Annotated in this window: 22 protein-coding genes and 3 tRNA genes; 10 read left to right on the top strand and 15 right to left on the bottom strand. The window is 65.5% G+C overall.

The genetic code is table 11. The features are described 5' to 3' along the window. Positions 1-14: 14 nt before the first annotated feature. Together ligM and ABUA37_RS09530 are read left to right on the top strand one after the other, a co-directional pair. Positions 15-1,427, top strand: coding sequence for a vanillate/3-O-methylgallate O-demethylase (gene ligM, locus ABUA37_RS09525; protein ID WP_349898910.1), 1,413 nt, complete (start codon positions 15-17; stop codon positions 1,425-1,427). Between the two features lie 97 nt (positions 1,428-1,524). Then, positions 1,525-2,130, top strand: a complete 606-nt coding sequence (locus tag ABUA37_RS09530; protein WP_349898911.1) for a PadR family transcriptional regulator — start codon at positions 1,525-1,527, stop codon at positions 2,128-2,130. A 652-nt stretch (positions 2,131-2,782) separates the two neighbouring features. Here the strand turns inward: ABUA37_RS09530 and ABUA37_RS09535 are convergent. Continuing rightward, positions 2,783-6,625: a P-loop NTPase fold protein gene (locus ABUA37_RS09535; protein ID WP_349898912.1), complete on the bottom strand. Its 3,843-nt coding sequence runs from the start codon at positions 6,623-6,625 to the stop codon at positions 2,783-2,785. Positions 6,626-6,976: 351 nt separating this feature from the next. On the opposite strand from ABUA37_RS09535, the gene ABUA37_RS09540 reads away from it, so the two are divergent. After that, positions 6,977-7,432 (top strand): MarR family winged helix-turn-helix transcriptional regulator, encoded by a 456-nt coding sequence (locus ABUA37_RS09540; protein WP_349898913.1) that lies wholly within the window; start codon positions 6,977-6,979, stop codon positions 7,430-7,432. Between the two features lie 5 nt (positions 7,433-7,437). On the opposite strand, the gene ABUA37_RS09545 is transcribed toward ABUA37_RS09540, so the two are convergent. From ABUA37_RS09545 to ABUA37_RS09555, 3 genes are read right to left on the bottom strand one after another with little or no spacing between them, the layout of a single operon-like run. Beyond that, positions 7,438-8,346 carry a hypothetical protein gene (locus tag ABUA37_RS09545; RefSeq protein ID WP_349898915.1) on the bottom strand — a complete coding sequence of 303 codons (909 nt, stop codon included), beginning with the start codon at positions 8,344-8,346 and terminating at the stop codon, positions 7,438-7,440. Positions 8,347-8,393: 47 nt separating this feature from the next. Beyond that, positions 8,394-9,251, bottom strand: coding sequence for a carbohydrate kinase family protein (locus ABUA37_RS09550; RefSeq protein ID WP_349898917.1), 858 nt, complete (start codon positions 9,249-9,251; stop codon positions 8,394-8,396). A gap of 1 nt (position 9,252) precedes the next feature. Beyond that, the gene (locus ABUA37_RS09555) at positions 9,253-10,173 is read right to left on the bottom strand and encodes a pseudouridine-5'-phosphate glycosidase (RefSeq protein WP_349898918.1); all 921 of its coding nucleotides are present in this window, start codon (positions 10,171-10,173) and stop codon (positions 9,253-9,255) included. Between the two features lie 155 nt (positions 10,174-10,328). Between ABUA37_RS09555 and ABUA37_RS09560 the strand changes: the two genes are divergently transcribed. Further along, positions 10,329-12,293 carry an MDR family MFS transporter gene (locus ABUA37_RS09560; protein ID WP_349898920.1) on the top strand — a complete coding sequence of 655 codons (1,965 nt, stop codon included), beginning with the start codon at positions 10,329-10,331 and terminating at the stop codon, positions 12,291-12,293. A 261-nt stretch (positions 12,294-12,554) separates the two neighbouring features. Here the strand turns inward: ABUA37_RS09560 and ABUA37_RS09565 are convergent, their stop codons facing one another. Beyond that, positions 12,555-13,982: an MFS transporter gene (locus tag ABUA37_RS09565; RefSeq protein ID WP_349898922.1), complete on the bottom strand. Its 1,428-nt coding sequence runs from the start codon at positions 13,980-13,982 to the stop codon at positions 12,555-12,557. Positions 13,983-14,064: 82 nt separating this feature from the next. Between ABUA37_RS09565 and ABUA37_RS09570 the strand changes: the two genes are divergently transcribed. Beyond that, on the top strand, positions 14,065-14,634 hold the full coding sequence (locus tag ABUA37_RS09570; RefSeq protein WP_349898923.1) for a TetR/AcrR family transcriptional regulator: 570 nt from the start codon (positions 14,065-14,067) through the stop codon (positions 14,632-14,634). A gap of 426 nt (positions 14,635-15,060) precedes the next feature. Continuing rightward, positions 15,061-15,669, top strand: a complete 609-nt coding sequence (locus ABUA37_RS09575) for a DUF3761 domain-containing protein (RefSeq protein ID WP_349898924.1) — start codon at positions 15,061-15,063, stop codon at positions 15,667-15,669. 158 nt (positions 15,670-15,827) lie between these two features. On the opposite strand, the gene ABUA37_RS09580 is transcribed toward ABUA37_RS09575, so the two are convergent. Then, positions 15,828-15,900: transfer RNA gene (locus tag ABUA37_RS09580), tRNA-Arg, on the bottom strand. A 144-nt stretch (positions 15,901-16,044) separates the two neighbouring features. Here ABUA37_RS09580 and ABUA37_RS09585 point away from each other — a divergent pair. Beyond that, entirely contained in the window at positions 16,045-16,878 is an 834-nt protein-coding gene (locus ABUA37_RS09585) for an alpha/beta fold hydrolase (RefSeq protein ID WP_349898925.1), read from the top strand. 92 nt (positions 16,879-16,970) lie between these two features. Here ABUA37_RS09585 and ABUA37_RS09590 read toward each other — a convergent pair. Beyond that, positions 16,971-17,060, bottom strand: a tRNA-Ser gene (locus ABUA37_RS09590). A gap of 192 nt (positions 17,061-17,252) precedes the next feature. Between ABUA37_RS09590 and ABUA37_RS09595 the strand changes: the two genes are divergently transcribed. Next, positions 17,253-17,378 (top strand): hypothetical protein, encoded by a 126-nt coding sequence (locus tag ABUA37_RS09595; protein ID WP_349898926.1) that lies wholly within the window; start codon positions 17,253-17,255, stop codon positions 17,376-17,378. Here ABUA37_RS09595 and ABUA37_RS09600 read toward each other — a convergent pair. The 5 genes from ABUA37_RS09600 to serS form a co-directional block, all read right to left on the bottom strand. Continuing rightward, the gene (locus tag ABUA37_RS09600) at positions 17,375-18,442 is read right to left on the bottom strand and encodes an acyltransferase family protein (RefSeq protein ID WP_349898927.1); all 1,068 of its coding nucleotides are present in this window, start codon (positions 18,440-18,442) and stop codon (positions 17,375-17,377) included. The genes ABUA37_RS09595 and ABUA37_RS09600 overlap by 4 nt on opposite strands. Positions 18,443-18,448: 6 nt before the next feature. Beyond that, the gene (locus ABUA37_RS09605) at positions 18,449-19,696 is read right to left on the bottom strand and encodes an LCP family protein (protein WP_349898928.1); all 1,248 of its coding nucleotides are present in this window, start codon (positions 19,694-19,696) and stop codon (positions 18,449-18,451) included. Between the two features lie 45 nt (positions 19,697-19,741). After that, a tRNA-Ser gene (locus ABUA37_RS09610) sits at positions 19,742-19,826 on the bottom strand. Positions 19,827-19,961: 135 nt separating this feature from the next. Next, positions 19,962-20,774, bottom strand: coding sequence for an HAD family hydrolase (locus ABUA37_RS09615; protein ID WP_349898930.1), 813 nt, complete (start codon positions 20,772-20,774; stop codon positions 19,962-19,964). Further along, the gene (gene serS, locus ABUA37_RS09620) at positions 20,774-22,039 is read right to left on the bottom strand and encodes a serine--tRNA ligase (protein ID WP_349898932.1); all 1,266 of its coding nucleotides are present in this window, start codon (positions 22,037-22,039) and stop codon (positions 20,774-20,776) included. Before serS ends, ABUA37_RS09615 begins: the two co-directional genes overlap by 1 nt. A gap of 42 nt (positions 22,040-22,081) precedes the next feature. Between serS and ABUA37_RS09625 the strand changes: the two genes are divergently transcribed. After that, positions 22,082-23,050 carry a diacylglycerol/lipid kinase family protein gene (locus tag ABUA37_RS09625; RefSeq protein ID WP_349898934.1) on the top strand — a complete coding sequence of 323 codons (969 nt, stop codon included), beginning with the start codon at positions 22,082-22,084 and terminating at the stop codon, positions 23,048-23,050. On the opposite strand, the gene ABUA37_RS09630 is transcribed toward ABUA37_RS09625, so the two are convergent. Genes ABUA37_RS09630 through pheA form a run of 3 tightly spaced genes read right to left on the bottom strand, consistent with a single transcriptional unit; the run spans position 23,047 to position 24,763 of the window. After that, the gene (locus ABUA37_RS09630; protein WP_349898935.1) at positions 23,047-23,334 is read right to left on the bottom strand and encodes a hypothetical protein; all 288 of its coding nucleotides are present in this window, start codon (positions 23,332-23,334) and stop codon (positions 23,047-23,049) included. The genes ABUA37_RS09625 and ABUA37_RS09630 overlap by 4 nt on opposite strands. Continuing rightward, complete coding sequence (locus tag ABUA37_RS09635; RefSeq protein ID WP_349898936.1) at positions 23,331-23,792, bottom strand: hypothetical protein; 462 nt, start codon at positions 23,790-23,792, stop codon at positions 23,331-23,333. The genes ABUA37_RS09630 and ABUA37_RS09635 overlap by 4 nt, the downstream gene beginning before the upstream one ends. Further along, a complete protein-coding gene (gene pheA / locus ABUA37_RS09640; protein ID WP_349898937.1) occupies positions 23,792-24,763 on the bottom strand; it encodes a prephenate dehydratase in 972 nt (323 codons plus the stop codon). Before pheA ends, ABUA37_RS09635 begins: the two co-directional genes overlap by 1 nt. Before the next feature lie 170 nt (positions 24,764-24,933). Here pheA and pgm point away from each other — a divergent pair, with 170 nt between their 5' ends. Further along, positions 24,934-26,571, top strand: coding sequence for a phosphoglucomutase (alpha-D-glucose-1,6-bisphosphate-dependent) (gene pgm, locus ABUA37_RS09645; RefSeq protein ID WP_349898938.1), 1,638 nt, complete (start codon positions 24,934-24,936; stop codon positions 26,569-26,571). The last annotated feature ends 25 nt before the right edge of the window (positions 26,572-26,596 follow it).

Below are 26,596 nucleotides of genomic sequence, written 5' to 3' on the forward strand. Positions count from 1 at the left end.
AGAGAGGTTCACCCATGGCAGCGAAAAATCTGCAGGAAGTCATCGACGAGGCCGGAAACCCGGTCGATCTTCTGCGCAATTCCCAGATCGGCTCCTACATCTATCCGGTCGTCCCTGCGGACTTCCAGAACTGGATCAAGGAGCAGAAGGCCTGGCGCGACACCGCGGTGCTCTATGACCAGTCGCACCACATGGACAACGTCTTCCTCAAGGGATCCGACGCCATCAAGTTAATTTCGGACACCGCGATCAACTCGGTCGCGAACTTCCCCGTGGACAAGGCCAAGCAGTATGTGCCGACCACTGCCGCCGGACACGTTATCGGTGACGGCATCCTGTTCCGCGAGGCCGAGGACGAATACACCTACGTTGGCCGGTCGCCCGCATCCAACTGGCTCATGTTCCACGGTGAGACCGGCGGATATCGGAACCTCGAGGTCACCGTCGACCGCCGCTCACCGTCGCGCCCATACGGCCACGAGGTCAGCCGGCAGTACTACCGCTTCCAGATCCAGGGACCGAACGCGTGGCAGGTCATCGAGAAGCTGAACGGCGGCCCGCTCGAGCAACTGAAGTTCTTCACGATGTCGACCATGACGATCGATGGCACGACTGTGCGCACCCTGCGTCACGGAATGGCCGGCGCACCCGGCCTCGAGATCTGGGGGCCGTACGCCGACCACGACCGCCTCTGGACCGCGATCGTCGAAGCCGGAGCCGAGTTCGGACTGCTGCCCGTCGGTTCGCGGGCCTACCCGTCGAACACGCTCGAGTCCGGCTGGATTCCCTCGCCGCTGCCCGCCATCTACACGGGCGAGGCGGAGCGTGCTTACCGCGAGTGGCTGCCCGCCGATGGATACGAGGCGACGGGAACGCTCGCCGGTTCCTTCGTCTCCGACAACATCGAGGACTACTACCTCACGCCCTGGGAGCTCGGTTACGGCTCGTTCGTCAAGTTCGACCACGACTTCATCGGGCGCGACGCGCTCGAGAAGGTCGATCCGGCCTCGCAGCGCAAGAAGGTCACGCTGGCCTGGGATGCCGAGGACCTCGGCAAGGTCTGGACCTCGCTGCTGAACGTCGACGGACCGAACTACAAGTTCTTCGACCTGCCGCTCGCGAACTACGGTTCGGCGAACTACGACGCGGTCGTCGACTCCGATGGAACCGTCGTCGGGTACTCGATGTTCACCGGCTACAGCTCGAACGAGCGCCGCGGGCTCTCCCTCGCCACCGTCAACCCCGACGTTCCCGAGGGCACCGAGCTCAGGGTCGTCTGGGGCGAGCCGAATGGCGGCACCAAGAAGGCTTCGGTCGAGCCGCACGAGCAGACCGAGGTTCGCGCGGTCGTCAGCCCCGTTCCGTACTCCACGGTTGCCCGCGCGAGCTACCACGGCGGATGGCGCACCGGCTACAAGGGGGAGTAGAACCCACCCCTAGGCTTGAGGGGGTTCGCCGCGCCCGGGCCGTGAGCCCGCGTGCGGGCGGGCCCCCTCTCCTTATTTCTTCGAAACGGAGCACGTCGTGAGTTTGCGTTACGCCCTCCTGGCGATCCTGCGCGTCGGTCCCGTGTCTGGCTACGACCTCGCAAAGCAGTTCTCGCTCTCGGTCGGGCACGTCTGGCATGCGCCGGACTCCCAGATCTACCCCGAGCTGCGCAAGATGGAGCGCGAGGGGCTCGTCGAGGGCGAGGAGCAGGTGCGCGGTCAGCGCGGAACGCGTCGCGTCTACCACGTGACGGATGCGGGGCACCGCGCCTTCCTGGACTGGATGGGAACGCCGCTCGACTACCAGCGCGTACGCGACCCCGCCCACCTGCGTGCCTCCTACCTCGAGGCCGCGAAGCCCGAGGAGGCACGCGCGTTCCTCCACGCGCACATTGCGCAGTGGGAGGGCGAGCTCGCTCAGTGGGAGGGAGAACTGCATCGGATCGACACCCGCACCAACCCCATGCTCATGCGACGGCTCGCCGTGACCGAGCCCGCGGAGCGCGACCGCACCGTGGCCTTCAAGCACTTTGCCTATGAGGGCCTGTGCGATCGAGCTCGCGGCGAAATCGCCTGGGCGAAGCGCGGGCTGGAACTCGTCGATGGGCTCGAGGGTTCCCCGGATTCAGAGCCGGTCCACTAAAGGTTGTCACGACGAGCGAGACCCATCAGGACCTTTCCCGACGGTTTGACACGTTCTAAGTAGAATCCGTCCCACGCAAATTGTCATCTCCTGCGGGCGTGAACTATCGAAGCCTGGCGGGTTCTCGGCGAGGAGCTATGGCTGGCTGCAGGAGCCGGCACCAGCTACTCGCGGGAGACGGTCGCGACATATTTGCCACGGGGACGGGATGGCGCCGACTCTGGACGCTCGAGTACGCGGCCACAGCGCTGCGGCGGCGTGGAACCGAAGGTCGTATTCGGCAAGCAGCTTGACTAGATAGCCCGCCAGGATGGAGGTCGGTCGAGGTGCATCAAGCAACCCCGCGCGACTCGAAACTGCAAGCACTATCCGCTGCCGAAGCATCGCGATTGACCATCGCCGCGGTCGATCCGAGTGCCGATCCGTGTTTGCCGGCGCCCGCCACCCGCCAGTGATCGCCTTAAGAAGATCTAAGGGTCCAGAGCCGGCAAAAGAAGTTCGAGCACTTGTCGAGGCTCAGGCTAGATCTGGATAGATGGGACCGATTTGAACTATCCAGAGCGGCCGCGGTCAATTGAGCCCGGCCTCTCGCATGGCGGCTGGACTGAGGCTTCGGCCTCGCGCGGGGACGAAACAGCCGATGCATGGCTCGTCAGACCTTCAGGCCGAACGCGCTCTTGGCCTTTCGGAATGCGGCACGTGAGGCGGCATTCTTGCGCGGACCTGGGCGGTCAAGCTCTCGCCGGGCAGCCTTTGCGAGCTGCGTCCCCACCCGCGCGATCGCGCCCAGGGCCGCGGCAGCTGCGTCGTTGGGCGTCGCCACGGTCCAACGCTGCAGCGCCGTCGGAATCTGGGACGACAATTTCACATCGAGCTGACTCATCGATGCCGCCGCAGATCCGGGTCCCGCGGTTGCGACGACGTCGCTGGACGAGCCGCTCGTCCAGGCCGCGACGATGACGTCAGCGACTCCGTCGACGACACCATCGCCCGCGCGTTCGAGCAAGAGTGTCCATCCGCGCCCGCTCACTGATCGGATATGCTCGACCAATTCGTCCTGAACCAACGCTATAACCCGTGCGTCGAACGCCTCCTGGTCGGATTCCGCGTAGGCAGCCACAACCCGCTTCACCGTCGCCGGGTCGAGCGCTTCGTCGCCGACGACCGCGAACAGGGCGTCGATCGCCTCGTCCCGCTGCCCGACGAGGTCGTGCAACCACGCCCGCAACGCCCCGTCAATCGCGTCGGTGGATTGCACCGCTACCGCCGCTGTCAGGGCGGGCGAGAGGTTGCCCACCGCCGCGGCAGCCGTGCGCGCATCCCCCTCTGAGAGAGCCGCGGCGGCGGCATTCTCGAGAACCGGGGCGAAGACGGGCGGCGCGGCGAGCGGCTCCATCGGACGTGCGAACTCGAGCACCTGATCCTTCGATATCTCGGCGGGATACCCCGCCAGCCATTGGGCGACGAGCAGCCTCACCGCCGGCTGCCAGGAGATGGAGCAAAGGGCAGCGATCCCTGCCGGGCGCACTGCAGGGTAGGGCAGCAGAATGTTGGCGATGTTCTGCGCGACTGACTGCTGGCGCGCCACGGCCACGCCCGGCGCATCCAGCAGGACCTCCAGCGCGTCGAGGAGGTGCGCCGTCGTGCGGGTGAGACCGGATTCGAGGGACGCTGCCATCGCATCGGCCGACGCGGCACCATTGACAGTTCTGAGGAACGCTGGCAACTTGCCCACCGCGATCGCCCGCACAGCGTCATCGTCGCTGCCGAGCATTCTCACCAAGGTGTCGATGAGGAGCTGACGATCTGTCGCTTGGAGCTCGTCGAGCGTCGAGACAATTAGGTCCCACTCCCGTTGCGGCGAGGACTGAGTGGTGTAGTTCTCGAAGGCCCTCGCGATGACTTCGACGACGGGCGATAGCTCAGCTGGAAACGCGCGAAGCGAGGCTGAAAGCGGCTCGGTGAAACCATCGATCCAACTGAATTGCTGTGTTCCGAGAGCCAACAGTTGCGCCACCGCGCGGGGAAGCGGCACCTTCTCGCCATCGACCGGACGGGTCCATTTGCTGCTGTGCTTGAGAGCGGCAAGCAGAACCGGCGCGCACCCGGCCAAGTAGTCTTCGTCCACACCGTCCACGAAGTCATCGGTAGAAACCGAGTTGAGGGCGATGTCGAAGCCGAGTCCCGCGAGGGATTTCGGGTCGGTCAGGTCCATGGCGCTCAGCACGTCGAACGCGACCGCGGAGCTGACCGAACCCGGCTCGCTGATCATCTTGCCGAGTACCTGGACCACAGTCGGGAGTGAGAGGCTACGCGCAGCCACCGGGGTGAGCCTTGCGACTGTCGCCCGGATATCCTCGGTGGCGTCCTGTTCGCGAGCGAGCACCTCGAGGTGCGCGCGTAGCGCTGCGGTCGCCACCGCAGAGTTCGAGGAGTCCGTCACGGCGGATCCGATCTGAGCCAACTGGGTGACGTCGCCGGAATGCCCCAAGAGAGCAAGCGCTGATTCAATGCGGCTGTTCATCTGGGCGGAGCCGCCGATGGCAGGGTCCATCGCAGGTCGGTTCTCAATGAGCGCCAGGCTCCAGGTGAGATCAGACTGGCCTCGGCCAAGAAGCACATCGAGGATCGTCGTCCGTTGAGCCCCCGAAGCTGCAGCGGCGAGGCGCGACAGGCCTCGGACGGAGAGATCAGGTGCCGGTGCGCGCTTGACCGAGGTTGCGAAGGATTCTGCGAGGCCGGGCATCCACTTCTCCGCGCTCGTCATAGCGGCGCCTCCGTCGAGCACGGTCAAGGCATTGCTGAGCTCTGGGCCGGTGAGTTCCTCGACGGTGGAGCGGACGAGAGCGAAGGCACCAGCGGCGTCCTCCTCTTCGGATGGCTCGTCGAGGTAGGCGAGGAAGTCCGCGGTGAGACCGTTGGTAAGGATGGATCTCACCCGTCGCGCCGTGGCGCTTCCGACAGCTCGGTCGATTTCGTCCTGACCGAGGTAGATGAAGGGCAGGAGGTCGTCAACGTCCTCGACCCATCCGGCGGTCCGAGCGACGTACGCCTCAAGCGCCTTGTACTCCGCCCCCTCCGGGTCACTGATACCGATCTTCTCAGCGATCGCTTTGGCAGTGTCATCTTCGGCATCTGCTCGGGCGACGTCCTCGATCCGGATGAGGAGCGGCGTGTCCGTGGCGAACACGCGGTAGAACCGAGGGAAATCGAGGCGTAGGACCGCGAGCCGGGCGAGCGCCTTCGGGTTACCGGTCACGGTTCCGTCCTTCATCGACTGGACGCCGGATCGTTGCTCGCGGAGGGTCGCCAAGCGGTAGTCCGCGAGGAAGGCGTTGACGAGGCGGATCACATGCCGCGGGTTCTTGACGCCGTCGTACACGAGCACCTGAATGATGGAGTCGAGATCCGGAGCGAGCTTGCCGAGGGTGGGATGCGGCGGCGATGTGAGGAGCTGTCGAGCGTAGGCGCGGAGGTCGGCGAAGGCGTGAGGCGGCATCTGCTGACGGTGCGTAAAAAGTCGGCTGAGGTACTCGGCCACGATCGCATCGTCACCATCTCCGACGCCCGCAAGCGACGGGCTCGACTCCCGGATCGCCCGCGCTATGACTTCCTCGTCAGCACTCACGATGAATGCTGGCTGCCGCGCGCAGGTCAGTTGGAAGCTCCGGATGGCGTTGAGCGCGGGCAGGACGTCCTTCGCGCTCAGGCGGTCGACGTCGTCGATCGCGATCACGATCTCTTCCGGGATCAGCTGAACGAGGTTGGCGAAGACCCGCTCGTATTCGTCTGCTGCTTCGACGCGGGGGCGGAGGCGGTTGACTATGCCGGGTTTGATCGCCGAGCCGAGCGCGGCCAGTCCGTGACCGCTCACCAGGCTGATGAGCACCGCAATGACCGGAGTTGCGGTTGCCACGGCAAGGAGACCGATCAGCCAGGTCCAGATCTCCTGGGCGACCGGGACGCCGAACCCCAGAAGCACGACGAACAGGATGACAGTAACGACCGCCGCGAGGCCGCTAAGAGCGAGCGCACGGCGTGCGAGCGAACTGCCGATCTTTCCGACAAGCCGCGACAGCACTCGCACGGCGGGTGAGAGCCGCCAGTCGGTCAACTGATGGGTGGACGAGTAGCTCAGGACCTCCAGCTCGGTCTCGATCTTATCGCGGCTGAGCAGCCTGGCTCGCTCGACGGCCTCGGCGAACGCGAATACGAAAGCCCGATGGAACACGGGGATCTCGTGTCGCTCCGCCGATATCCGAAGCACCGTCCGGTCGCCTGCCAGCCTTCCCTCAAGGAGCCGGATGACGCTGCTCTTGCCGACACCGAAGCCGCCGAGCAGCCCGATCATCACCCGACCCTGGTTGAACCGGATGGCCGTCTCGAGGTTATTGGCGAGATCACGGTGTCCGAACGAATCGGCTTCTTCCGTGGAGACAGGAACGTCTGGAAAGAACCACGGCGTCCAGTCCGACTTGGCATCATCGGTGAGCATGTGAGACATCATCCCATCTGGATGCGACAGTTTGGGGATTCGTCGTGGTGCCCTTCACGAGCGCCGGCTTCGTCGAGTTGGCTATAGCGAGCGGCAAATCTTCTCGGTCCAAGTTGCGGCCTCCACCACGGCAAAGCTCTCAGAAAAATAACAGTTTCATAACTAGCGGTCCGTTACCTCACCGTTATATAGTTCAAGAGCGGAAGTTGTTTGCTGTGGCAGCTTCTGCGGAATGTGATTGCAGGACACTCTTGGTGCAAGGGAGAGGGTCGGCTTCTAGCCTCTGAAGCCGGCCCTCAATCCTGTTAAGGCGACGAATTACTAGAGTTGTCCCATGCAGAGGGCTCCACGATGAAGCAGCGCGCCACGGCCGTCGCCGCCTGGGAAGCACTCTTCCGCGCACAGGTCTCCGTGATGCGCCGTCTCGGCGCTGACTTTCCGATCGACAATGTCTCATTCACCGAGTACGACGTGCTGTTCACGCTGTCGCGGCAGAGCGATCGGCGTCTCAGAATGCGCGACCTCAACCGTGACATCCTGCTGACCCAGCCGAGCGTCAGCAGGCTCATCGACCGGCTTACGGCACGCGGACTCGTGGCGAAGCTGCCAGACCCGGATGACGCGAGAAGCATCGTGGTGGAACTCACCGACCAGGGCTTCGAACTCTTCCGTCGCGCGGCCGTCGGCCACATCCGCTCGATCAACGAGAGGGTGGGTGGCGCGCTCAACCCAGACGAACTCGAGACGCTCACACGATTGTGCGACAAGCTGCGAGCGGGCGCTGCTCCCGGCGAGCAGGCCTGCTGAACTGCTCAGCTCGGCAGTTCCTTCGACTTGATGCCGCGATACACCGCGCGCATTCGGCGTCGGGAGGTCGCGATCAGCCACAGCGCCCTCGGTGACCCGAGCAGGGCGCTCGCGACGGTGCCCGGGGACTGCCGGATGACCCGCAGTGACTGTGCGAGTCGGCGCTGCGGCGGACACTCGACGAGGGCGAGGAGCGTGCGAACGGCGGGACTGGCGCTCGGAACACTCAGTCGCCAGCGCGCATAGACCTCGTTCGGCAGGGTGATCTCCCCCGCATCGAGGCCGAGGGCGCCGAGCAACGGCCGCATCGGTTCGACGGCGGCGAGCGCCTGCACGAGGGCAAGCAGTTCCTTGCGTTCCTGCGGCTTCAGCGCCAGTCGGAACTGCTCGATCAGGTAGCGATCGTAGCTGTGCTCCTTCGCGCTCCAGGATTGGGGTCCGAGCCGATCGTGCACGGCCATGATCACCATCGACAGGCGATCGAGAATCTGCACCTTCGTGCCGTGCAGCGTGAGCACCTGGCGCCGCGACCAGAGGATGGCGAAGGCGCGCTTCGGCTCGATGTAGAAGCCAGGGAAGGCGGTGTAAACGTCCAGCTTCACGACGTGATCCGGATGCTGCAGCACGAGAACGACGCTCGGCAGCATGGCCGGCCGCCTGACCAGGGGCGAGAGCCGCCAACCGGATTCGAGCACCGCCGTCATGAAGTCGTCGAACGTCGCGATGTCGACGATGACGGAGGCCGATCGCGAGAGGCGCGGTGAGATCAGGCCCTGTGCCGCGAATACCGGTCCACCCACGGCAAGCACGCGGATGCCGCGCTCAGCTGCCAGTTTCGCGACGAGCGCGAGCACGCGAGTTTTGTCGACGCGGATGCGCGCGACATCGTCCCCCTCTGGAAGGTCCGTGGACATGAGACACAAACCTCCTTCCCCTGCGCTCAGCGTACCGTCCCGACCCCTTAGTAGGCAGGGCGACCGCCCGTGATCGCCACGGCGCGCGCCGCCAGAGCGACGCCGGCATCCGCGGCTCGCTGGAGGTCGCGCGACCCCAGCCAACTCGCCAGGAAGCCGGCGGAGAAGGCGTCGCCGGCGCCAGTCGGATCGACGATCTCGACCGTGCTCGCGCGGGTGTAGCGGCAGTCCCGGTCGCGCTCGGCGACCATCACACCGGTCTCGCCCAGGGTGAGCGCTACCACGTCGAAACGTTCGCTCAGCGCCGAGGCCACCTCTTCGGGCTCATGGTGGCCCGTGAGCACGCGCCCCTCCTCGAGGTTCGGAAAGAGGATGGCGGCACCGGCGATCACATCGAGGAATCGATCGGCACCGTAGTCGGCGATGAAGCCGGCCGAACCCGGGTCGACAGACACGGCCACCCCGCGGAAGGTCGCACGGTCGATGAGCCTCCGAAAGGACTGCGGATCGGCGCTCGCGAAGACGCTGTAACCGGAGAAGTGAACGAACGCGGCGGTGTCGAGCAGCGCATCCGTCACGTCGTCGGGACCGAGAGCGGCGTTGGCTCCACGTTCGGTGAGCATGGAACGGTTCTGGCCGTCGACGAGCACCACGATCGCGCCGGTGGGGAGAGACGGATGCGCCGCCAGGTGCGCTGTCCGCTCGACGTCACCCTCGCCCACGAGCCCGACGAAGTCGACCCCGGCGCCGGCGACCCCGAGCCAGGCCGCGGCGTTCGCGGCCGAGCCACCGGGTCGATGCCGGATCGACGATGGCGTGTCGGTGTCGACCCTGACCGGCCCGCTCGGAACGACCACGATGTCGTCGATGACATCACCGAAGACGACGATGCGCCGCCCGCTCACGTCAGCCGTGACTCTTCAGCGCGCACCAGGCGGTCGCGATCTGGGCGGCGAGTCGCACGTTGTTGCGGGCGAGGTCGAGGTTGACCTCGAGACTGCGCCCCTCCGATGCGCCGACGATGTAGCTCAGCAGGAACGGCGTGACGGCCTTGCCGTGCATGCCCGCCCGGTCCGCCGCGGCCAGTGCCTCGACCAGAACGCGGTCGTGCTCCTCCGGGTTCCACTGCTGCTCGTGGGGAACGGGGTTCGCAACGATGATGCCCTGGCCGTGACCCAGCTCATCCTGGCTCTTCATGATGGCGGCGACCTGCTCGGCCGAGTCGACCGACCAGTCCAGCTCGTGGGCAGACTCGCTCAGCCAGAAGCTCGGGAACCTCGTGGTTCGGTAGCCGACCACGGGAATGCTGAGGGTCTCCAGTCGCTCGAGCGTCGCCGCGATGTCGAGCACCGATTTCACGCCGGCGCTCACGACCGTGATCGGCGTGACCGCAAGGGTCGAGAGGTCGGCCGACTCGTCGAAGGTGCTGCTCGCGCCGCGATGCACTCCGCCGAGGCCGCCGGTCGCGAAGACGCGCACTCCGGCGAGGGCCGCGAGGTGCGCGGTCGCGGCGACAGTTGTTGCTCCGGATGCGCCTGCCGCGGCAAGGATCGGAAGGTCGCGAACGCTCGCCTTCGCCAGTTCCTCGTCCGCGATGCGGCGCACGCCCTCGGCATCCAGCCCGACGCGGGGGACGCCGTCGAGCACGGCGACCGTCGCGGGGGTGACTCCCGCATCCAGCAGTATCTGTTCGAACTCCTTCGCGGCCTCGAAGTTCCGGGGCCGCGGGAGCCCGTGGGAGATGATGGTGGACTCGAGTGCCACGACGGGACGGTGCTCGGCGAGGGCCAGAGCAACGGCGTCGGAGACGATGATCGGTGAGGTCATGGTCTCGTCATCGTAGCCGCGAACCTCGCCAATGTTCGCCTGTGGCGATATGCGGCCTCTGAGTGCCAGAATCGGCCGAATCTGTCGTCTAAGCGGTGTAACTTTGCACCCCTGCGCAACAATTGCGCTCCCTACTTTTTGTGTATTGAGGACGAATGTCAGCATCAACCTCCGTGTCTGCGCCACCTGCTTCGACGGGTGCCGCGGCAGTGATGTCGCACCGCCAGATCCTGCTCGTGATTTTCGGGCTCATGGCGGGGATGTTCCTCTCCGCGCTCGACCAGACGGTCGTGGGAACGGCGATCCGCACCATCGGCGATGACCTGCACGGCCTCAGCCTTCAGGCCTGGGTGACCACGGCGTACCTCATCGTCTCCACGATCAGCACGCCCATTTACGGCAAGCTCTCCGACATCTTCGGCCGGCGCCCGCTGTTCCTCTTCGCCATCGGCATCTTCATCCTCGGTTCGATCATGTCGTCGTTCTCGACGTCGATGGTCGAACTCGCCGGATTCCGTGCGCTGCAGGGCCTCGGCGCCGGAGGCCTCATGTCGATGCCGCTCGCCATCATGGGCGACATGCTCGCCCCGCGCGAGCGCGCCAAGTATCAGGGCTACTTCCTCGCCGTCTTCGGCGTCTCCAGCGTGCTCGGCCCGCTCATCGGCGGAGTCTTCGCCGGAACCGACCAGATCCTCTGGATCGCCGGATGGCGCTGGGTGTTCCTGATCAACGTTCCGATCGGCATCGCGGCGCTCGGCATGGTCCTCAAGTTCCTTCACCTGCCCAAGATTCACGGAACGTCTGTTCGCATCGACTGGTGGGGCGCGACCGCGGTCATCGTCGGACTCGTTCCGCTGCTCCTCATCGCCGAAGAGGGCCAGACCTGGGGCTGGACCAGCCCGGCCGCCATCCTGTGCTACGCCATCGGTGTCGCGGGGATCATCGCGTTCATCCTGATCGAGATCCGGATGAAGGACGACGCGCTCATCCCGATCAAACTCTTCCACTCGCAGACCTTCTCTATGGCGACGATCATCGGTGTGCTCGTCGGCTTCGGAATGTTCGGCGCGATGATGACGCTGCCGCTGTACCTCCAGATCGTTCTCGGGTCCACTCCCACCGAGAGCGGATTCCAGATGCTCCCGATGATCCTCGGACTCATGATCGCCTCGATAGGCTCGGGCCAGCTGATCGCCCGAAACGGCAAGTACCGAATGTTCCCCATCCTCGGTACCGGGCTGATGGCAGCCGGCTTCCTCTACCTCAGTTTCTTGCAGTACAACTCGCCGTTCCTGTTCGTGGCGGGCGGAATGCTGCTCATCGGCCTCGGGCTCGGCCAGCTCATGCAGACGCTCACCATCGCCAGCCAGAACGCCGTCGGCCTTCGTGACATGGGCGTGGCCACGAGCGCCTCGACGTTCTTCCGCCAGATCGGTGGAACGCTGGGTACCGCCGTCATGCTGTCGCTGCTGTTCACGATCATGCCGCTGAACATCCAGACGTCCCTGTCGGATACGCCGACCCTGCGCAGCGCCCTGAATGCAGCGACGACGCCCAGCGTGGCAACCGCGCCCGAGAACAAGGCCATCATGGACCTGATCTACACGAAGATCGTCACCGGGGTCGAGAACGGCGCCCAGCAGGGGGCACACGCCGCCGGGGTTCAGGCTCTCGTAGCCCAGGGCGTGCCGCAGGATGTGGCCGACGCGAAGGTTCCGGCCCAGCCGCTGGACTTCTCGAACGCGAAGGTGCGCAGCCAGGTTCTCGACAAGGCGACCCCCACGATCGCCAAGAAGCTCAGCGAAGCGAAGGGCGACTCGTCTGTCGGCGGCAGCAGCGCAATCAACGACACCTCGTTCCTGAAGGGCGCGGATGTGAGGCTCGCGAAACCGTTCCTCACCGGATTCACCCAGTCCACCATCCTGATCTACTGGCTCGCCTTCGGGGTCGTGTTGCTCGCCTTCGTGCTCGCCCTGTTCTTCAAGACTCCACCGCTCAGGGCGAAGTCGGCGCTGCAGGAGGCCGCGGACGACGCGCACGCGGCGAACGCGCAGGCCGAGACCGACGCGGCGGACGAAGCCGACCGCGACGCAGAGGGCGAGCGCGCGCTCACCCACTAGCGTCGGATCTTTACCACCCATCGCGCGACGACGCTCACCGCGTACTGCCAGATTTGGCTCGATCGCGCCTGCGGAACCCCGGAATCCTCCGCAGCGTGGACCTCAACACGATCCTGCAGGGCCGCTAGCCCTCATGCGGTCAAGAGCCCTCGGCGTGACGCCGGGGGCTCTTTTCCGTCTTAGACGGGCAACGGCGACGGTTGCTGCTGCGTGGCGGAGTGGATTCGTCGTTCGCCACGAGGTGCTTGACGTAGCTACGCCTCAGCGTTCCTCCGCGCGTGCCTCCCTGGGAAGCAGCGCGACGAGCGGTAGGCACACAATCGTGAGCGCGAGCACGACGCCGATGGTGAACACCATTGCTTGTGGGCTGCCGGGAGTGGCGACGTTGAAGTACAGGGAGGTCACGAGTGCTGCACCGATGCCGCTGGCAAGCTGTTGCACGGCTTCCATCGAACCGCTGGCGCTGCCGGCCTCATCGTCGGCAACGTCGCCCAGAGCGAAATTGAAGATCGTGCCGAAGCCCGCACCCATCCCGAGTCCCATGATGAAGACCGGCGGGCTCAGTTCCCACAGAGAGGTCGCCGCGCCTTGGCCGAGGATGAGGATCAAGAGCCAAGCTGCACCGATTATCGAGAGCATGAACCCGATCGCGACCAGCCAGCGTCCCAGCCGTTCCATCAGCGCACCGCTGACGAAGGAGGCGATGATGAGCCCGAACATCATGGGCAGCAGGGTCAACGCGGCATGCAGGGCGTCGGCACCGAGGGTGTCTTGCATGTATAGCGAGACGACGTAGAGCAGCCCGGTCGTGACCGCGAAGAAGACCAGCCCGATGATCAGCCCGAACACGAACCCGCGGTTGCGAAACAGGGCTGGCTTGAGCAAAGGATCGACCGAGCTGCGCTGTCGTTGTACAAAGAGCCCGAAGAACACCACGCCGATCCCCACTTCTGGGATCGACCAGCCGTCCCATCCGGTGCTGGGTCCGTCGGTCAGACCGAGGATGAGGGCGAAGATCGCGACAATGAGGGTTGCGGCAGCGAGGCCGTCGATCCTGACCGTGCGATCTGCCTCGACCTTCGGCAGCAGCAACAGCGCCACCACGAAGCCGACGGTGCCGAGGACGACATTGATGAGGAAGATCGGGCGCCATCCGAGTCCGGCGATGTTCGCACTGATGATGAGACCCGCGAGCACGGGGCCGCCGACCGAAGCGAGCCCCAGCAGCGGACCGAACACGTTGAACGCGGTTTTCAATGCCGAGCGCGGGAAAGTGCGCACCATGATCGCCATCCCCTGCGGAATGAGGAATGCGCCGAACCCGCCCTGCACGGCGCGAGCAACTATCAACAGCGCGGGGGTGGCCGTGAGCCCGCAGGCGAGAGACGCGAGGGTGAAACCGGCGATGCCGATGAGGAAAAGCCGCCGTTGGCCATAGCGATCACCTAGCCGGCCGCCCACAACGAGGAGGGCGCCGAGGGCGAGTGCGTAGGAGGCGCCAAGCCACTTGATGAGTAGCTCACCGCCGCCGATGTCGCGAGCGATGGTCGGTGCGGCAACGGTCGTGACGGTCGAGTCGATCAGATCGAGCGCGTCCGCCAGGAGTACGAGAGCGAGCGTGATCCAGACGAGTGCGCGCGAATAAGAGGCGGCCGTTGGGGCGGACACGGTTGCGGGTTCTGTTGACATGCGACCACATAACCATAGTCACTAGTGTTTTGCAATCACTATGAATAAGTAGTTGCGCCAGGTTGCCGCTATGCTTGGGCACATGCCCGAGGTCATGAGTCGACGGGATCGCAAGAAGGCGGCCACCCGCAAGTCGCTGTCGGATGCCGCGAGCCGCCTCTTCCGGGAGCGCGGCTACGACAATGTCACCGTCGCCGACGTCGCTGCGGAGGCGGATACGGCGGTGACTACGCTTTTCGCGCACTTTCCGGACGGTAAGCAAGCGCTCATCTTCGGCGGATCCGAGAACCGCGCCGCCGCGCTCGCGGCGGCGGTTCGCGAGCGCCCGACCGGCACGGATGCGCTGGACGCCATCGAGCGGTTCATCGAGAGCCGAGGTCCCTTCGGTGGCGTCGTCGATGATGAGACACAAAAGGTCCTCGACATCATCCGAGTCACGCCCGTACTCGTCGAGTACGCGCGCCGGCGCTGGGTGGAGTGCGAAGACGTTCTCACCGAGGTACTGCTGGAAGAGTTGAGCCCTCAGGGTGAAGATATCGTGCGGCCGCTCGCCCGCTTCATCCTGGAGGCACCGCAGCTCGCGGGCCGCTCGGCGACCCCCAGAGTAGCGCTCGAGGATATCTTCGCGCGGCTGCGGCGCGGTTGGTCATAGCGCGCCCACACGCGCGTCCGCATTCCCTGCTCGCGCGGCGGCGGTGAGGTCTTCCATCGGGCTCGACGCCTTGGGAAGCAAAAACCACACGACACGGCGATCGACTTGGCTATATGCCCATCCCTAAATGGGGGCGAGATTCTTAGCGGTGAGGCCGTACATACTTGGGGAATACTACGATAATCGAGGAATTCTATGAGTGTTCCGGCCTCACCCGAGCCGCGGCGACGATTTAGCAGTCTCCGCAAATTGCCCCTGACGACACGGATCGGGATCGTAGCCACTGTCCTTTTGGCACTGATCAGCCTCGCGTCGGGCGGCGTGTGGTCAATGCTCCTTATGGTCGCTTTTGTCATGCTGGTCACAGCGACCTACGGGTTGATCTTCCGACGGCGCACTTGGCTCAGACTGCCTCGGAAGCGTTCCATGGGAGCCCTCAGCGTGGGAGTCGCGTTCGCGATTCTTCTCGGCGCGTCCGCGGCTTTCGGGGCGGCCCATCCCGTCAAGGTCGCTCCTGCAGACGTGACAGCGGGAATTTCCGCTTCACCGACGCACACAACCGCGCCCACGCGCACGCCTAAACCGACGCCGACACCTGTTGTCACGACCGAGCTCATCGCCGAAACCGCTGCGGTCCCCTTCGAGTCCACGACCGTCGATAGCGCATCCTTGGCAGCGGGAACCTCCGCCATTACCACGGTCGGGGTCGAAGGAGTTGAGACAAAGAACTATCTCGTCACATATGCGGACGGCGTTGAAACGAACAGAGTTCTCCAGAGCGACTCAGTCACAACCCCGCCAGTGGCCCAGGTGACGACGGTCGGAACGTACGTAGCACCTCCTCCCCCTCCACCTCCCGCGACTTGCACGAACGGGACGTATGTCAATAGCGCGGGCAACACAGTGTGTCGCCCGATGAGCGCTACGAACGCTCCAAGCGGCGCAACAGCGAAGTGCAAGGACGGCACATATAGTTTCAGTCAATCTCGACGAGGGACTTGCTCGTCGCATGGCGGCGTAGCAGCCTGGCTCTAAAGTTTCCCGCACGCGCAGTACTGGTTTAGGCACGTCGAGTGCGTCATCCTGCGCGACGATCCTGCCTTCCCATCGCTCGAGCAGTTCTTGTATGGAGCCCCGAGCCGTCGTGAGAAAAAAAGCCCCGCAATCACGGGGATTACGGGGCTTTCGGAAAGTGCGCCCGGAGGGATTTGAACCCCCGGCCTATTGATCCGTAGTCAATTGCTCTATCCGCTGAGCTACGGGCGCAACTGCTGGGCAAAACCCAACCAGATGACTATACCAGCGGTTGCGGGTGCCGCTCGCCTGTCTGGGAAGCAGGCATTCCCCTTCCCGCCGAGCGGGAGTTAAGTGGATCTCACAGCGATCCGAATTCTGGCGAAAGGAACGGGCATGTCATTCATCACCGTCGGCCGAGAGAACAGCACCGACATCGATCTGTACTACGAAGATCACGGCACCGGCCAGCCGGTCGTGCTCATCCACGGGTACCCACTCGACGGCCGCTCCTGGGAGCGCCAGACCGCCGCCCTGCTCGAGGCAGGCTACCGCGTCATCAGCTACGACCGCCGCGGTTTCGGCCAGTCAAGCCAACCCACGATCGGCTACGACTACGACACGTTCGCCGCCGACCTCAACACCGTTCTCGAGACTCTGGACCTCAGCGACGTCGTGCTCATCGGGTTCTCGATGGGCACGGGCGAGGTCGCCCGCTACCTCGGCAACTACGGCTCCGGCCGCGTGGCCAAGGCCGCGTTCCTCGCCTCGCTCGAGCCATACCTGCTGCAGACCAGCGGCAATCCGCACGGCGTAGCGCAGAGCGTCTTCGACGACATCCTCGCCGCCGCGACCGCAGATCGCTTCGCCTGGTTCGACAGCTTCTTCAAGAACTTCTACAACACGGATGACACCCTCGGTTCTCGCATCAGCGACGCGGCCCTACGCAACAGCTGGAACGTCGCGGCCGGGTCATCCTGGTTCGCTGCCTCGGCGGTCGTACCGACGTGGCTGGAGGACTTCCGCGGCGACATTCCCAAGGTGGATGTGCCTGCGCTCATCGTGCACGGCACGGCCGACAACATCCTGCCGATCGACTCGACCGGACGACCCTTCGCGAAGCTCCTGCCGAATGCCGACTACGTCGAGATCGAGGGTGCGCCGCACGGCCTCCTGTGGACCCACGCCGCGGAGGTGAACGAGGTGCTGCTCGCCTTCCTCGCGAAGTGACTGCGGCCGCGACGTGACGCAACTCGCGGGGACGAAAAACGCCCCTGCCGAAGGGCAAGGGCGAGAAGTTTTATCGAGTACAGCGATGTGAGCGGAGTCGGTGGGATTTGAACCCACGGAACCCAAAAAGGGTTCTCCACCTTAGCAGGGTGGTGCACTAGGCCGAACTATGCGACGACTCCCGGTAGTTCGTCAGCAATCATAGCGGAGCATTTCTGCATAGCCGATTCGGTCCACCCCCGGACTGGGGAGCCGGCGGTTCTTGTCGCTCGAACGGGCCGCCGAGTAGGGTCAGAACTGTCCCCAGAACCGGAAGTTACCCGACGATCCCGGCCCGATCTGGACGACGTCACACACCCGAAACAGGCACCCCCATGTCAATTTCAGCTACAGACCCCGGCACCCTCGGCATCATGATCGTGGGCCTCGCCGCCGTCACCGTCATCATCTCCCTGGCCATCGTTTCGCTCATCGGTCACCGGCGCCAGGTGCGCAGCTAGGCTTCGCTGATACCCACCGGCTCGGGCTTCACGATCGGCTCGCGTGACCACGGCAACCGCTGCGCCACGTCCATGCTGGGTCGCTCCACGACGTGCCACGACGCGTACGCGAAAATCGCCGTGATGAGCGTGACAATGGTCACGTCCGGCATCCACGGCAGCACGCCGAAGAAGTGCACGATGGTCTGCTGCACGGGGAACGCCCACAGGTAGAGCCCATAGGAGAGATCGCCGTACCGCGAAGCGTGACGCAGGACCGGAGTGGACTGCACGCCGAAGGCGAGAACGCAGTAGGGCAGGGCAATCCACGCGATCGCGAGCCCGTATTGGGGCAAGAGCGCCACGATCGCGAGCCACGCGATGAGCAGCCCGCCCGCAACATCCAGTCGCAGTCGCTTTCGCTGCAGTGCCAGCCGCACGAGCGCTCCACCGGCGAAGAAGACCCACATGGCGGCAGCCGACTCGACCCTGGCGCCGAAGAAGTCGAGGTGCATCGTTGAGAGCACCGCGGATGCGGCACCGAACAGTACCCAGGCCGGCACTCGCAGCCGCCGCGGCAGCCAGCCCAGCACGGGCACAACCAGGTAGCAGGCGAATTCTGCAGGAAGCGTCCACAGCGAACCGTTCACCGCGAGCGGGTAAGGGTTGTTGCCGAAGACGCCCGGCAGCACGTAGTTGGGAAGCAGCACGGCGTTGCGGAGATACGCGTAGGTCTCTCCGCTGCCGAAGTAGTCCTGCGGCGAGAGTGAGGTCACGATCGGGCCGAGGATGAATGCAGCCGCGAAGGTCACGAGCGCGAGGCCGGGGATGATCCGCAGCACCCTGCTGGTCAGGTAGCGCGGGAGGTGTGGACGCCGCTGCCAGCTGCCGGTGATGAGATAGCCGCTGATCACAAAGAACACGGCAACGCCGAGCTGGCTCACCGGCAGTCCCAGCACCACCGCCAGGTTCTCCGGATGTCCGCGAAGGTCGGTCGCATGGCCCATGATCACGGCGATGGCGGCCGCGATCCGCAGTGCGTCGAAGTTGTTGTTGCGTCTCGCGACCTCGGTGAGCTTGTCCACCGGAGGTTAGTTGTTCACCTTCGAGCAGGTGTAGTCCGCCGCCGACTGCCCGAGCACGCCCTGCAGCACGGGAGCATTCGTCCCCGGGTCGGTGGCGCCGGCATCCGGTGACTGACTCGCCGTGGGTGCGGTCGGCTGCGTCGGGGCGTTGGGGTCGACGACCGATCCGACACCCGTGTTACCGGCCTTGACCGAGAACGCCTCGTCGTCCTTGATCTTCGCAAACAGGGCGTTCGCGACGGAGGTCGTCGGCTGCACCTTGCCCGCGTAGAGGCCCGTGCCCCCGGTCGTACCGGGGTATTGCACGAACAGGATGTGGTCGAGCGGCAGCTTCTTCAGCACCTGCGCCATCGACACCATCGTGTTGAGGTTCTTGAGGCCGGATGACAGGGTCATCGACTCCGAGGCCACCGTCGCGATCTTGAAGAGCTTGCCGAAATCGGTGAGCGTGCTGTTGCTCTTCACCGTGCGCACGAGCGAGGAGAGGAACACCTGCTGAGAGCTGATTCGGCCGAGGTCGCTTCCGTCGCCGACGCCGTGACGGCTGCGCAGGAACATCAGCGCATTGTGGCCCGACAGGTTGTAGGTGCCCGCAGCTGGCAGCGTGAGTCCCGTGTAGTGATCGTGGAACGGACCGTTGACACAGACGGGAACGCCACCCACTGCGGTGGAGATGTTGATGACGCCCTCGAAGGTGATCAGACCCGCGTACTGGATGTCGAGTCCCGTGAGCTTCTGGACAGTGAGGACGGTGCACGGCAGGCCGCCATAGGAGAGGGTGACGTTGATCGGCTGGCCGGCCATCGAGTGGTAGTTGCCCTTGCCGTCTTCGCGCGGGCAAGCGGGAATCGGCACGACCATGTCGCGCGGAATGCTGACCGCGACGGCGTTGCTCTGGTCCTGCGAGACGTGCAGCAGGATGTTGACGTCATTGAGTTCGCTCGAGGGCCCCTTCTCGCCGCTGCCCTTGCGACTGTCGCTTCCCACCAGCAGGATGTTGAACCCACCCTCGTAGGAGCCGAGCGCCGGCGGGGGTCCTTCCTTCTCACCCACGAGCTTGACGGTCTTGATCTTGCTGTTGATCTGGGTCAGGGAGATGCCGGCAACCGCGGCGCCGCTGATGAGCACGACGGCAAGGCCGGCGGAAAGGAACTTCAGCAGGGTGAGGAACGGATTGCTCTTCTTCAGCCTGCCGTGGCGAGCGGTTCCCGCTGGCTTGGAGGTTCGATTAGAGCGCGGACGGAGCTCACTCACGAGATGCTCCTTTCGTTCCCTGGTGCCGTTGGTAGTTGACGCGTGCGGAGGGCGTGGGATTCGAACCCACGAGACGTTTCCGCCCACCAGTTTTCAAGACTGGCTCCATCGGCCACTCGGACAGCCCTCCCGGAGACCCAAGGCACGATTGTAACCGCAGTTACTCGGGCACATGATGACATACGACCGCGCACTCCGGCGGAATACGGCGCGAGGCGCACCCGGAGTTGCCGCTCCGACATCCGATTATGAACGGTTCCAGCCGTTAAAACCCTGCGAGAACCCGCGCGACACCGTCGTCCAGATCGGTGCCGGTGCTCGCGTTCGCCACCGCACGTACCTCATCCGGAGCCTGGCCCATGGCCACACCCCGGCCCTGCTCAGATGCCCACACCAGCATGTCGATGTCGTTGCGACCGTCGCCGACCACCATCACTCGCGAGCGCGGGATGCCCTGCCACTCGCGAACCCGCTCGAGCGCGGTCGCCTTGTTGACCCCGTCGGGGGCGATGTCGAGCCAGGCCGTCCAGCCGACGTTATAGGTGACCTTGCGCAGGCCCATGCGCTCGACGATCTGCAGGAAGTCCTCAATCGCATGCCCGGGCGAAATGACCACGACGCGGGTCGCCTCGATACCGAGCAGCTCGTCGAACTCCGCCTTCACGCTGCTCGCGCCGAGCGTGGAATCGGGGAAGTAGCCGCTGTAGTGGTACAGCCCGCTCTCGTCCTCGACGGCGTAGCTGGCCCCCTCTAGGCTCGCCCGCACCGTGGTGAGCACCTCGGTGGGGTCGAAGGAGTCGACCTTCACCCGGGCGTACCCGGTGGGCGCCGACGCGTCGCGCCCGAGGGTGATCGCGCCGTTAGAGCAGACGACGTAGTGCGGCGAGATGCCCAATCGCTCGAGCACGGGCAGCGTCATCGACACGGATCGCCCGGTCGCGAGCATGACCTCGTGACCGAGGTCGCGCACGTGCTGCACGGCATCGATGACCGGCTGCGTGATCTCGCCGTCTTCGAGCATGACCGTGCCGTCGATGTCGAGCGCGATCAGCCACGGTTCCGCCTGCTGCTCAGCCATCAAGCAACCGGCTCCATAACCTCGAGGCCGCCGAGGTAGGGGCGAAGAGCAGCGGGCACGCGCACGGAGCCGTCGGTCTGCTGATGCGTCTCGAGAATGGCGACGAGCCACCTGGTCGTGGCGAGCGTCCCGTTCAGCGTCGCGACCGGCGCCGTCTTGCCCGACTCGGTGCGATAGCGGATGTCGAGCCGTCTGGCCTGGTAGGTCGTGCAATTGCTCGTGGAGGTGAGCTCTCGATACGTTCCCTGCGTCGGCACCCACGCCTCGATGTCGAACTTGCGAGCGGCGCTGGAGCCGAGGTCCCCGGCGGCGACGTCGATCACGCGATAGCTGAGTTCGCAGGCCTGCAGCATCGACTCCTGGTAGGAGACGAGCCGCTCGTGCTCGGCCTCGGCATCCTCGGGCAGCACGTAGCTGAACATCTCGAGCTTGTTGAACTGGTGCACGCGCAGGATGCCGCGAGTGTCCTTGCCCGCCGAGCCGGCCTCGCGACGGTAGCAGGTGGACCAGCCGGCGTACCGCAGCGGACCGCCGGAGACGTCGAGGATCTCGTCGGAGTGGAAGCCGGCGAGCGCGACCTCACTCGTGCCGGTGAGATAGAGGTCATCGGCCGGAAGATAGTAGATCTCGTCGGAGTGCTCGCCGAGGAAGCCCGTGCCCGCCATGATTTCGGGCCGAACGAGCGTCGGGGTGATGAGCGGCTCGAACCCCTCGCTGAGCGCCTTGTCGAGGGCGAAGTTCATGAGCGCGATCTCGAGGCGGGCTCCGATGCCGCGGAGAAAGTAGAACCTGCTGCCGGAGACTTTGACGCCGCGGGCCAGGTCGAGGGCGCGGAGGCCCTCGGCGAGCTCTACGTGATCCCTCGGTTCGAAGTCGAAACTCGCCTTCTCGCCGACCTCGCGTAGCGTGACGAAGTTGTCTTCGCCGCCGGAGGGGACACCGTCGATGATCGGGTTGGCGATGGAGCCGGCGAGCTTGGAGAACTCGGCCTCGGCATCCGTTGCCGCCTGGCTGAGCTCCTTGACCCGGGCCGCAAGCGACTGCGCCTCGGCCAGCAGACGCGCCTTGTCGTCGCCCTTGGCAGCCGCAACCTCTTTGCCGAGCGTCTTCTGGCTGGCCCGCAGGCTCTCGGACTCGGAGATCGCGCTGCGCCTGGTGACATCGGCGGCGAGTGCGTCGTCGACGAGCGTCGCCGATGCTCCTCGCGCGATCTGGGATGCCCGTACGACGTCGGGATTCTCGCGAAGCAGCTGGGGATCAATCACCGCTCCAGTCTATTCGGCGCCGGATGCCGTACCGTTGGCTGGGTGACGGCGTCCGAGCGGCGGGCCGCGATCGTGTTCAATCCGATCAAGGTCGACATGCGAAAACTGGAGAAGGCAATCGCGCACGCGGAAGCGGAGAGCGGCTGGGGCGAGACCCACTGGTTCGAAACCAGTGAGGATGACTGGGGCCAGGGAGCCACGCGACGCGCGATCGACGCCGGTGCGGATGTCGTGATCGCCGCGGGCGGTGACGGCACGGTGCGCGCCGTGGCCGAGGGCCTGCGCGACAGCGGCGTTCCGATCGCGCTGCTCCCCTCCGGCACCGGAAACCTCCTGGCCCGCAACCTGAACCTGCCCCTAAACAGCATGGAGGACTCGATCGAGGCCGCCTTCACCGGCGCCGATCGCACGATCGACCTCGGCATCGCCGAGATCACGCGCCCCGACGGCACGACGGAGGAGAACGTCTTCCTCGTCATGGCGGGCCTCGGCCTCGACGCCAAGATGATCGCCATGACCGACTCCAAGCTCAAGAAGGCCGTCGGATGGCTGGCCTACGTCGACGCCGGAGTGCGCGCGCTCCCGAGCCTGAAGCCGGTTCGGCTGCGCTACAGCGTGGATGATCGCCCGGAGCGGCAGCTCAGCGTGCACACCATCATCATCGGCAACTGCGGCACGCTGCCGGGCGGCATCCTGCTGATTCCCGACGCCAAGCCGGATGACGGTCTGCTCGACATCGCAGCGCTGCGGCCCCAGGGAAAGTTCGGCTGGCTGCGCGTGTGGAACAAGGTCACCTGGGAGAACGGCGTGCTGCGCAAGTCGGCCGTCGGGCGCAAGATCATCGATCTCTCGAAAGACGTCAAGGACGTCACCTACTTTCAGGCACGCTCGCTGCGCATCGCGGTGACGGAGCCGCAGGAGTTCCAGCTCGACGGCGACGAGTTCGGCGAGGCACAGTCGGTGCGCACCTGGGTGGATGCGGGAGCGCTCACGGTGAAGGTAGCTGACTAGCCCTGCGCAGGCTCTTCCTGTTCGGGCTCTTCGTCCGCGGCGGGAATCATCGGCGTCTGCTGCCAGCGCACGGCGCGCATGAACAGTACGCTCACGCAACAGGCCAGCCCGACGAGCGCGAGCGGGGGTGCCATCTGCTGTCGGAATTGCCAGAGCACATGGTCTATCGGCAGCTCACCGTTCGTACTGGCGGTCTGCGGAGGATTTACGTCGCTGCACAAGACCCAGGCAGCGAGCAGGAGGACCGCAGCAACGATCAGGAGGGCCTTTTCGTGACGGGTCATGACGCCGGGCGATTGCGACGCTGCCACGAACGCCAGGCCGAAAAGAAGATGACACCCGCGATCGTGGCGAGGCCCACCGTGAACATGGGGATTCCGATCGCAGAGCCGTACGCGAACAGCAGCTGGAGCCCCTGGCTCTGCACCAGGCCCGCAGAGAAACCACCCACCATGAAGAAATAGGCGCTAAACGACAATGCGGGGCCGCCAAGCGTGAAGACCACGCCGATCACCCACAGGACGACGACGTAGGGGTTGATGCCGCGCCGCAGCTGCGGAGGCTCCGCGAGCGGGATCTCCACGGAGGGCTCCTCGGCCTGCACCACCTCGGGTGACGCGGGCGGCTCGCCGATGGGATCCACCCTGGGCCGCGAGCGCGGTGCCTTCTGGGCATGCAGGGAGGGCTCATAGCCGCGTTGGAACGCCGGATCGAACCGCGGGTCGAACGTCGGCTCTGCCATTACTGGCCCTCCGGTTCGCCGGTGATCAGCCCGCGCAACCAGTCCCGTGCCTCGGTGAACACCTCGTCGCGGTAGCGCTGGTCGAAGACGACCGGCGTGCCGTCCGCACGGGGATACGAACCCAGGAAGATGACGTTCGGACTGAACCTGCGAAGGCCGAGCAGGGCATCCGCCACTCGTTCCTCGAGGATGTGCCCGTCGAGGTCGATCACGAAGCGGTAGCGACCGAGGTTGTCGCCGATCGGGCGCGATTCAAGCAGGCTCATGTTGACGCCGCGGGTGGCGAACTGCTCGAGCATGTCGAGAAGGCCGCCCGCGCGGTCGTCGGGCAGCTCGGCGATGATGCTCGTCTTGTCCGCGCCGGTGACCGCGGGGGTCGAGGCGGTGCGCCCCACGAGCACGAAGCGCGTGACGGCGTGAGGGTTGTCGCCGATGTTCTCGGCGAGCACGACGAGGTCGTGATGCGCGGTGATTCCTGGCGGCGCGATCGCGGCGTCGGCCAGCGGGCCGCCCACGGAACCCGGCGCGGGAAAGAGCGAGGCCGCTGCCGCGACGTTCGAACTCGCCGGGATGTGCCCGTGTTCCGGCAGCGTCGAATCCACCCACAGGTGGCACTGGGCGTACGCGACCGGATGCGCGTTGATGACCTTCACGTCGGCGAGGGTCGTTCCCGGTCGGGCGACCAGCACGAAGTTCACGGGAACGAGGTACTCGCCGATGATGCGCAGATTCGGGATGGTGGCCAGGGCATCCTGGGTCGCACTCACGCCGCCCTCGACCGAGTTCTCGATCGCGATCATGGCCGCGACGGAGCGACCTTCCACCACGTCGTCGAGCGCCTCGCCGACGTTGTTGACCGAACGCCACGGCTTGCCCGCCGCGGCGGCCACCTGCGTGAGCGCGGCCTCGGTAAAGGTACCGGCCGGCCCGAGATAGCTGTACGTCTCGTTGGCGCTCGAGTGCTCAGGCATACGCCGAGTTTATGGGTTAGCGACTCCGGCGCCCTCTCTCCCGCCGCATAACTCCTGCAGAACGCAGGCTGCGGCCTCGCCAGCGCGACGAATCCCGGCGCGCGGGCGCCGCATCCGTGAATCTGCCTGAGTTATGCACAGCGAGCGGGCACGGATGGAAGACTGGGACGATGAACGAGCGCGCAGGAAAACCGGCCCAGGAATCCGACCTCATCGACGTCAAGCAACTCATTCACGCCTACTACGACCTCGTGCCCGACGTGACGATCCCCGAGCAGAAGGTGGTCTTCGGCACCTCCGGCCACCGCGGCTCGTCGCTCGACCGGGCCTTCAACCAGACCCACATCGCAGCGATCACTCAGGCGATCGTCGACTACCGCACGAGCCAGGGCATCACCGGACCCCTCTTCATGGGCCGCGACACCCACGCGCTCTCCCAGCCCGCGGAGACGACCGCGCTCGAGGTGCTGGTCGCCAACAGGGTGCGCGTGCTCGTCGACGAGTTCGGCGACTTCGTGCCGACCCCCGCGCTCAGCCACGCCATCCTGAAGTACAACGGCGGGGTCTCGACAGGCTCGACCAGCGGGGGCCAGGCCGACGGCATCATCATCACGCCGAGCCACAACCCGCCCCGCGATGGCGGCTTCAAGTACAACCCGCCGCACGGTGGGCCCGCCGACAGCGACGCCACGAGCTGGATCGCGAAGCGCGCCAACGAGCTCATCGCAAACGGCAATCGAGACGTGCTGTTCGCGGAGCCGAGTGCCGTCGAGACCTACGACTTCCGCGGCAACTACGTGGATGACCTGGCCAACATCATCGACATGGACGCGATCAAGCGTGCCGGCCTTCACATCGGCGCGGACCCCCTCGGCGGTGCAAGCGTGCACTACTGGCAGCTCATCGCGGAGCGCTACGGCATCGATCTCACGGTCGTCAATCCGCTCGTCGACCCGCAGTGGGGATTCATGACGCTCGACTGGGACGGAAAGATCCGCATGGACCCGTCCTCCGCCTCGGCCATGACCTCCGTGCTCGCGCACAAGGACGAGTACGCGATTCTCACCGGCAACGACGCGGATGCCGACAGGCACGGCATCGTCACGCCCGACGGCGGCCTCATGAACCCCAACCACTACCTCGCGGTCGCGATTCAGTACCTCTACACGCACAGGCGAGAGTGGCGAACGGATGCCGCCATCGGCAAGACACTCGTCTCCAGCAGCATGATCGACCGGGTCGCCACCTCGCTCGGTCGGCGCCTCTGGGAGGTTCCTGTCGGTTTCAAGTGGTTCGTGCCGGGACTCATCGACGGCTCGGTCGCCTTCGGTGGCGAGGAGAGCGCCGGCGCGAGCTTCCTGCGCAAGGACGGCACCGTCTGGACGACGGATAAGGACGGCATCCTGCTCGCCCTGCTCGCGAGCGAGATCCTCGCCGTGACCGGCAAGACGCCCTCGCAGCTCTACGCGCAATTGGTCGCCGAGTTCGGTGACCCCGCGTACCAGCGGGTGGATGCCGTGGCCACGAAAGACCAGAAGGCCGCCCTCGGCAAGCTGAACGGTTCCGCGATCACCGCGACCGAGCTCGCGGGTGACCCGATCACGGCCAAGCTCAGCGAGGCGCCCGGCAATGGCGCGGCGGTCGGCGGCGTGAAGGTCGTCACCGACAACGCCTGGTTCGCGGCGCGCCCGAGCGGCACCGAAGATGTCTACAAGATCTATGCGGAGTCATTCCTCGGCCCCGAGCACCTGAAGCGGGTGCAGGCCGAGGCGAAGACGATCGTGGACGCCGCGCTGAGCGGTCCCTGAGCCTGTCGAAGGGCACGATCCCGCC

The organism is Parafrigoribacterium soli, from assembly GCF_040227235.1.
Classification (GTDB): Bacteria; Actinomycetota; Actinomycetes; order Actinomycetales; family Microbacteriaceae; genus Parafrigoribacterium_A; species Parafrigoribacterium_A soli.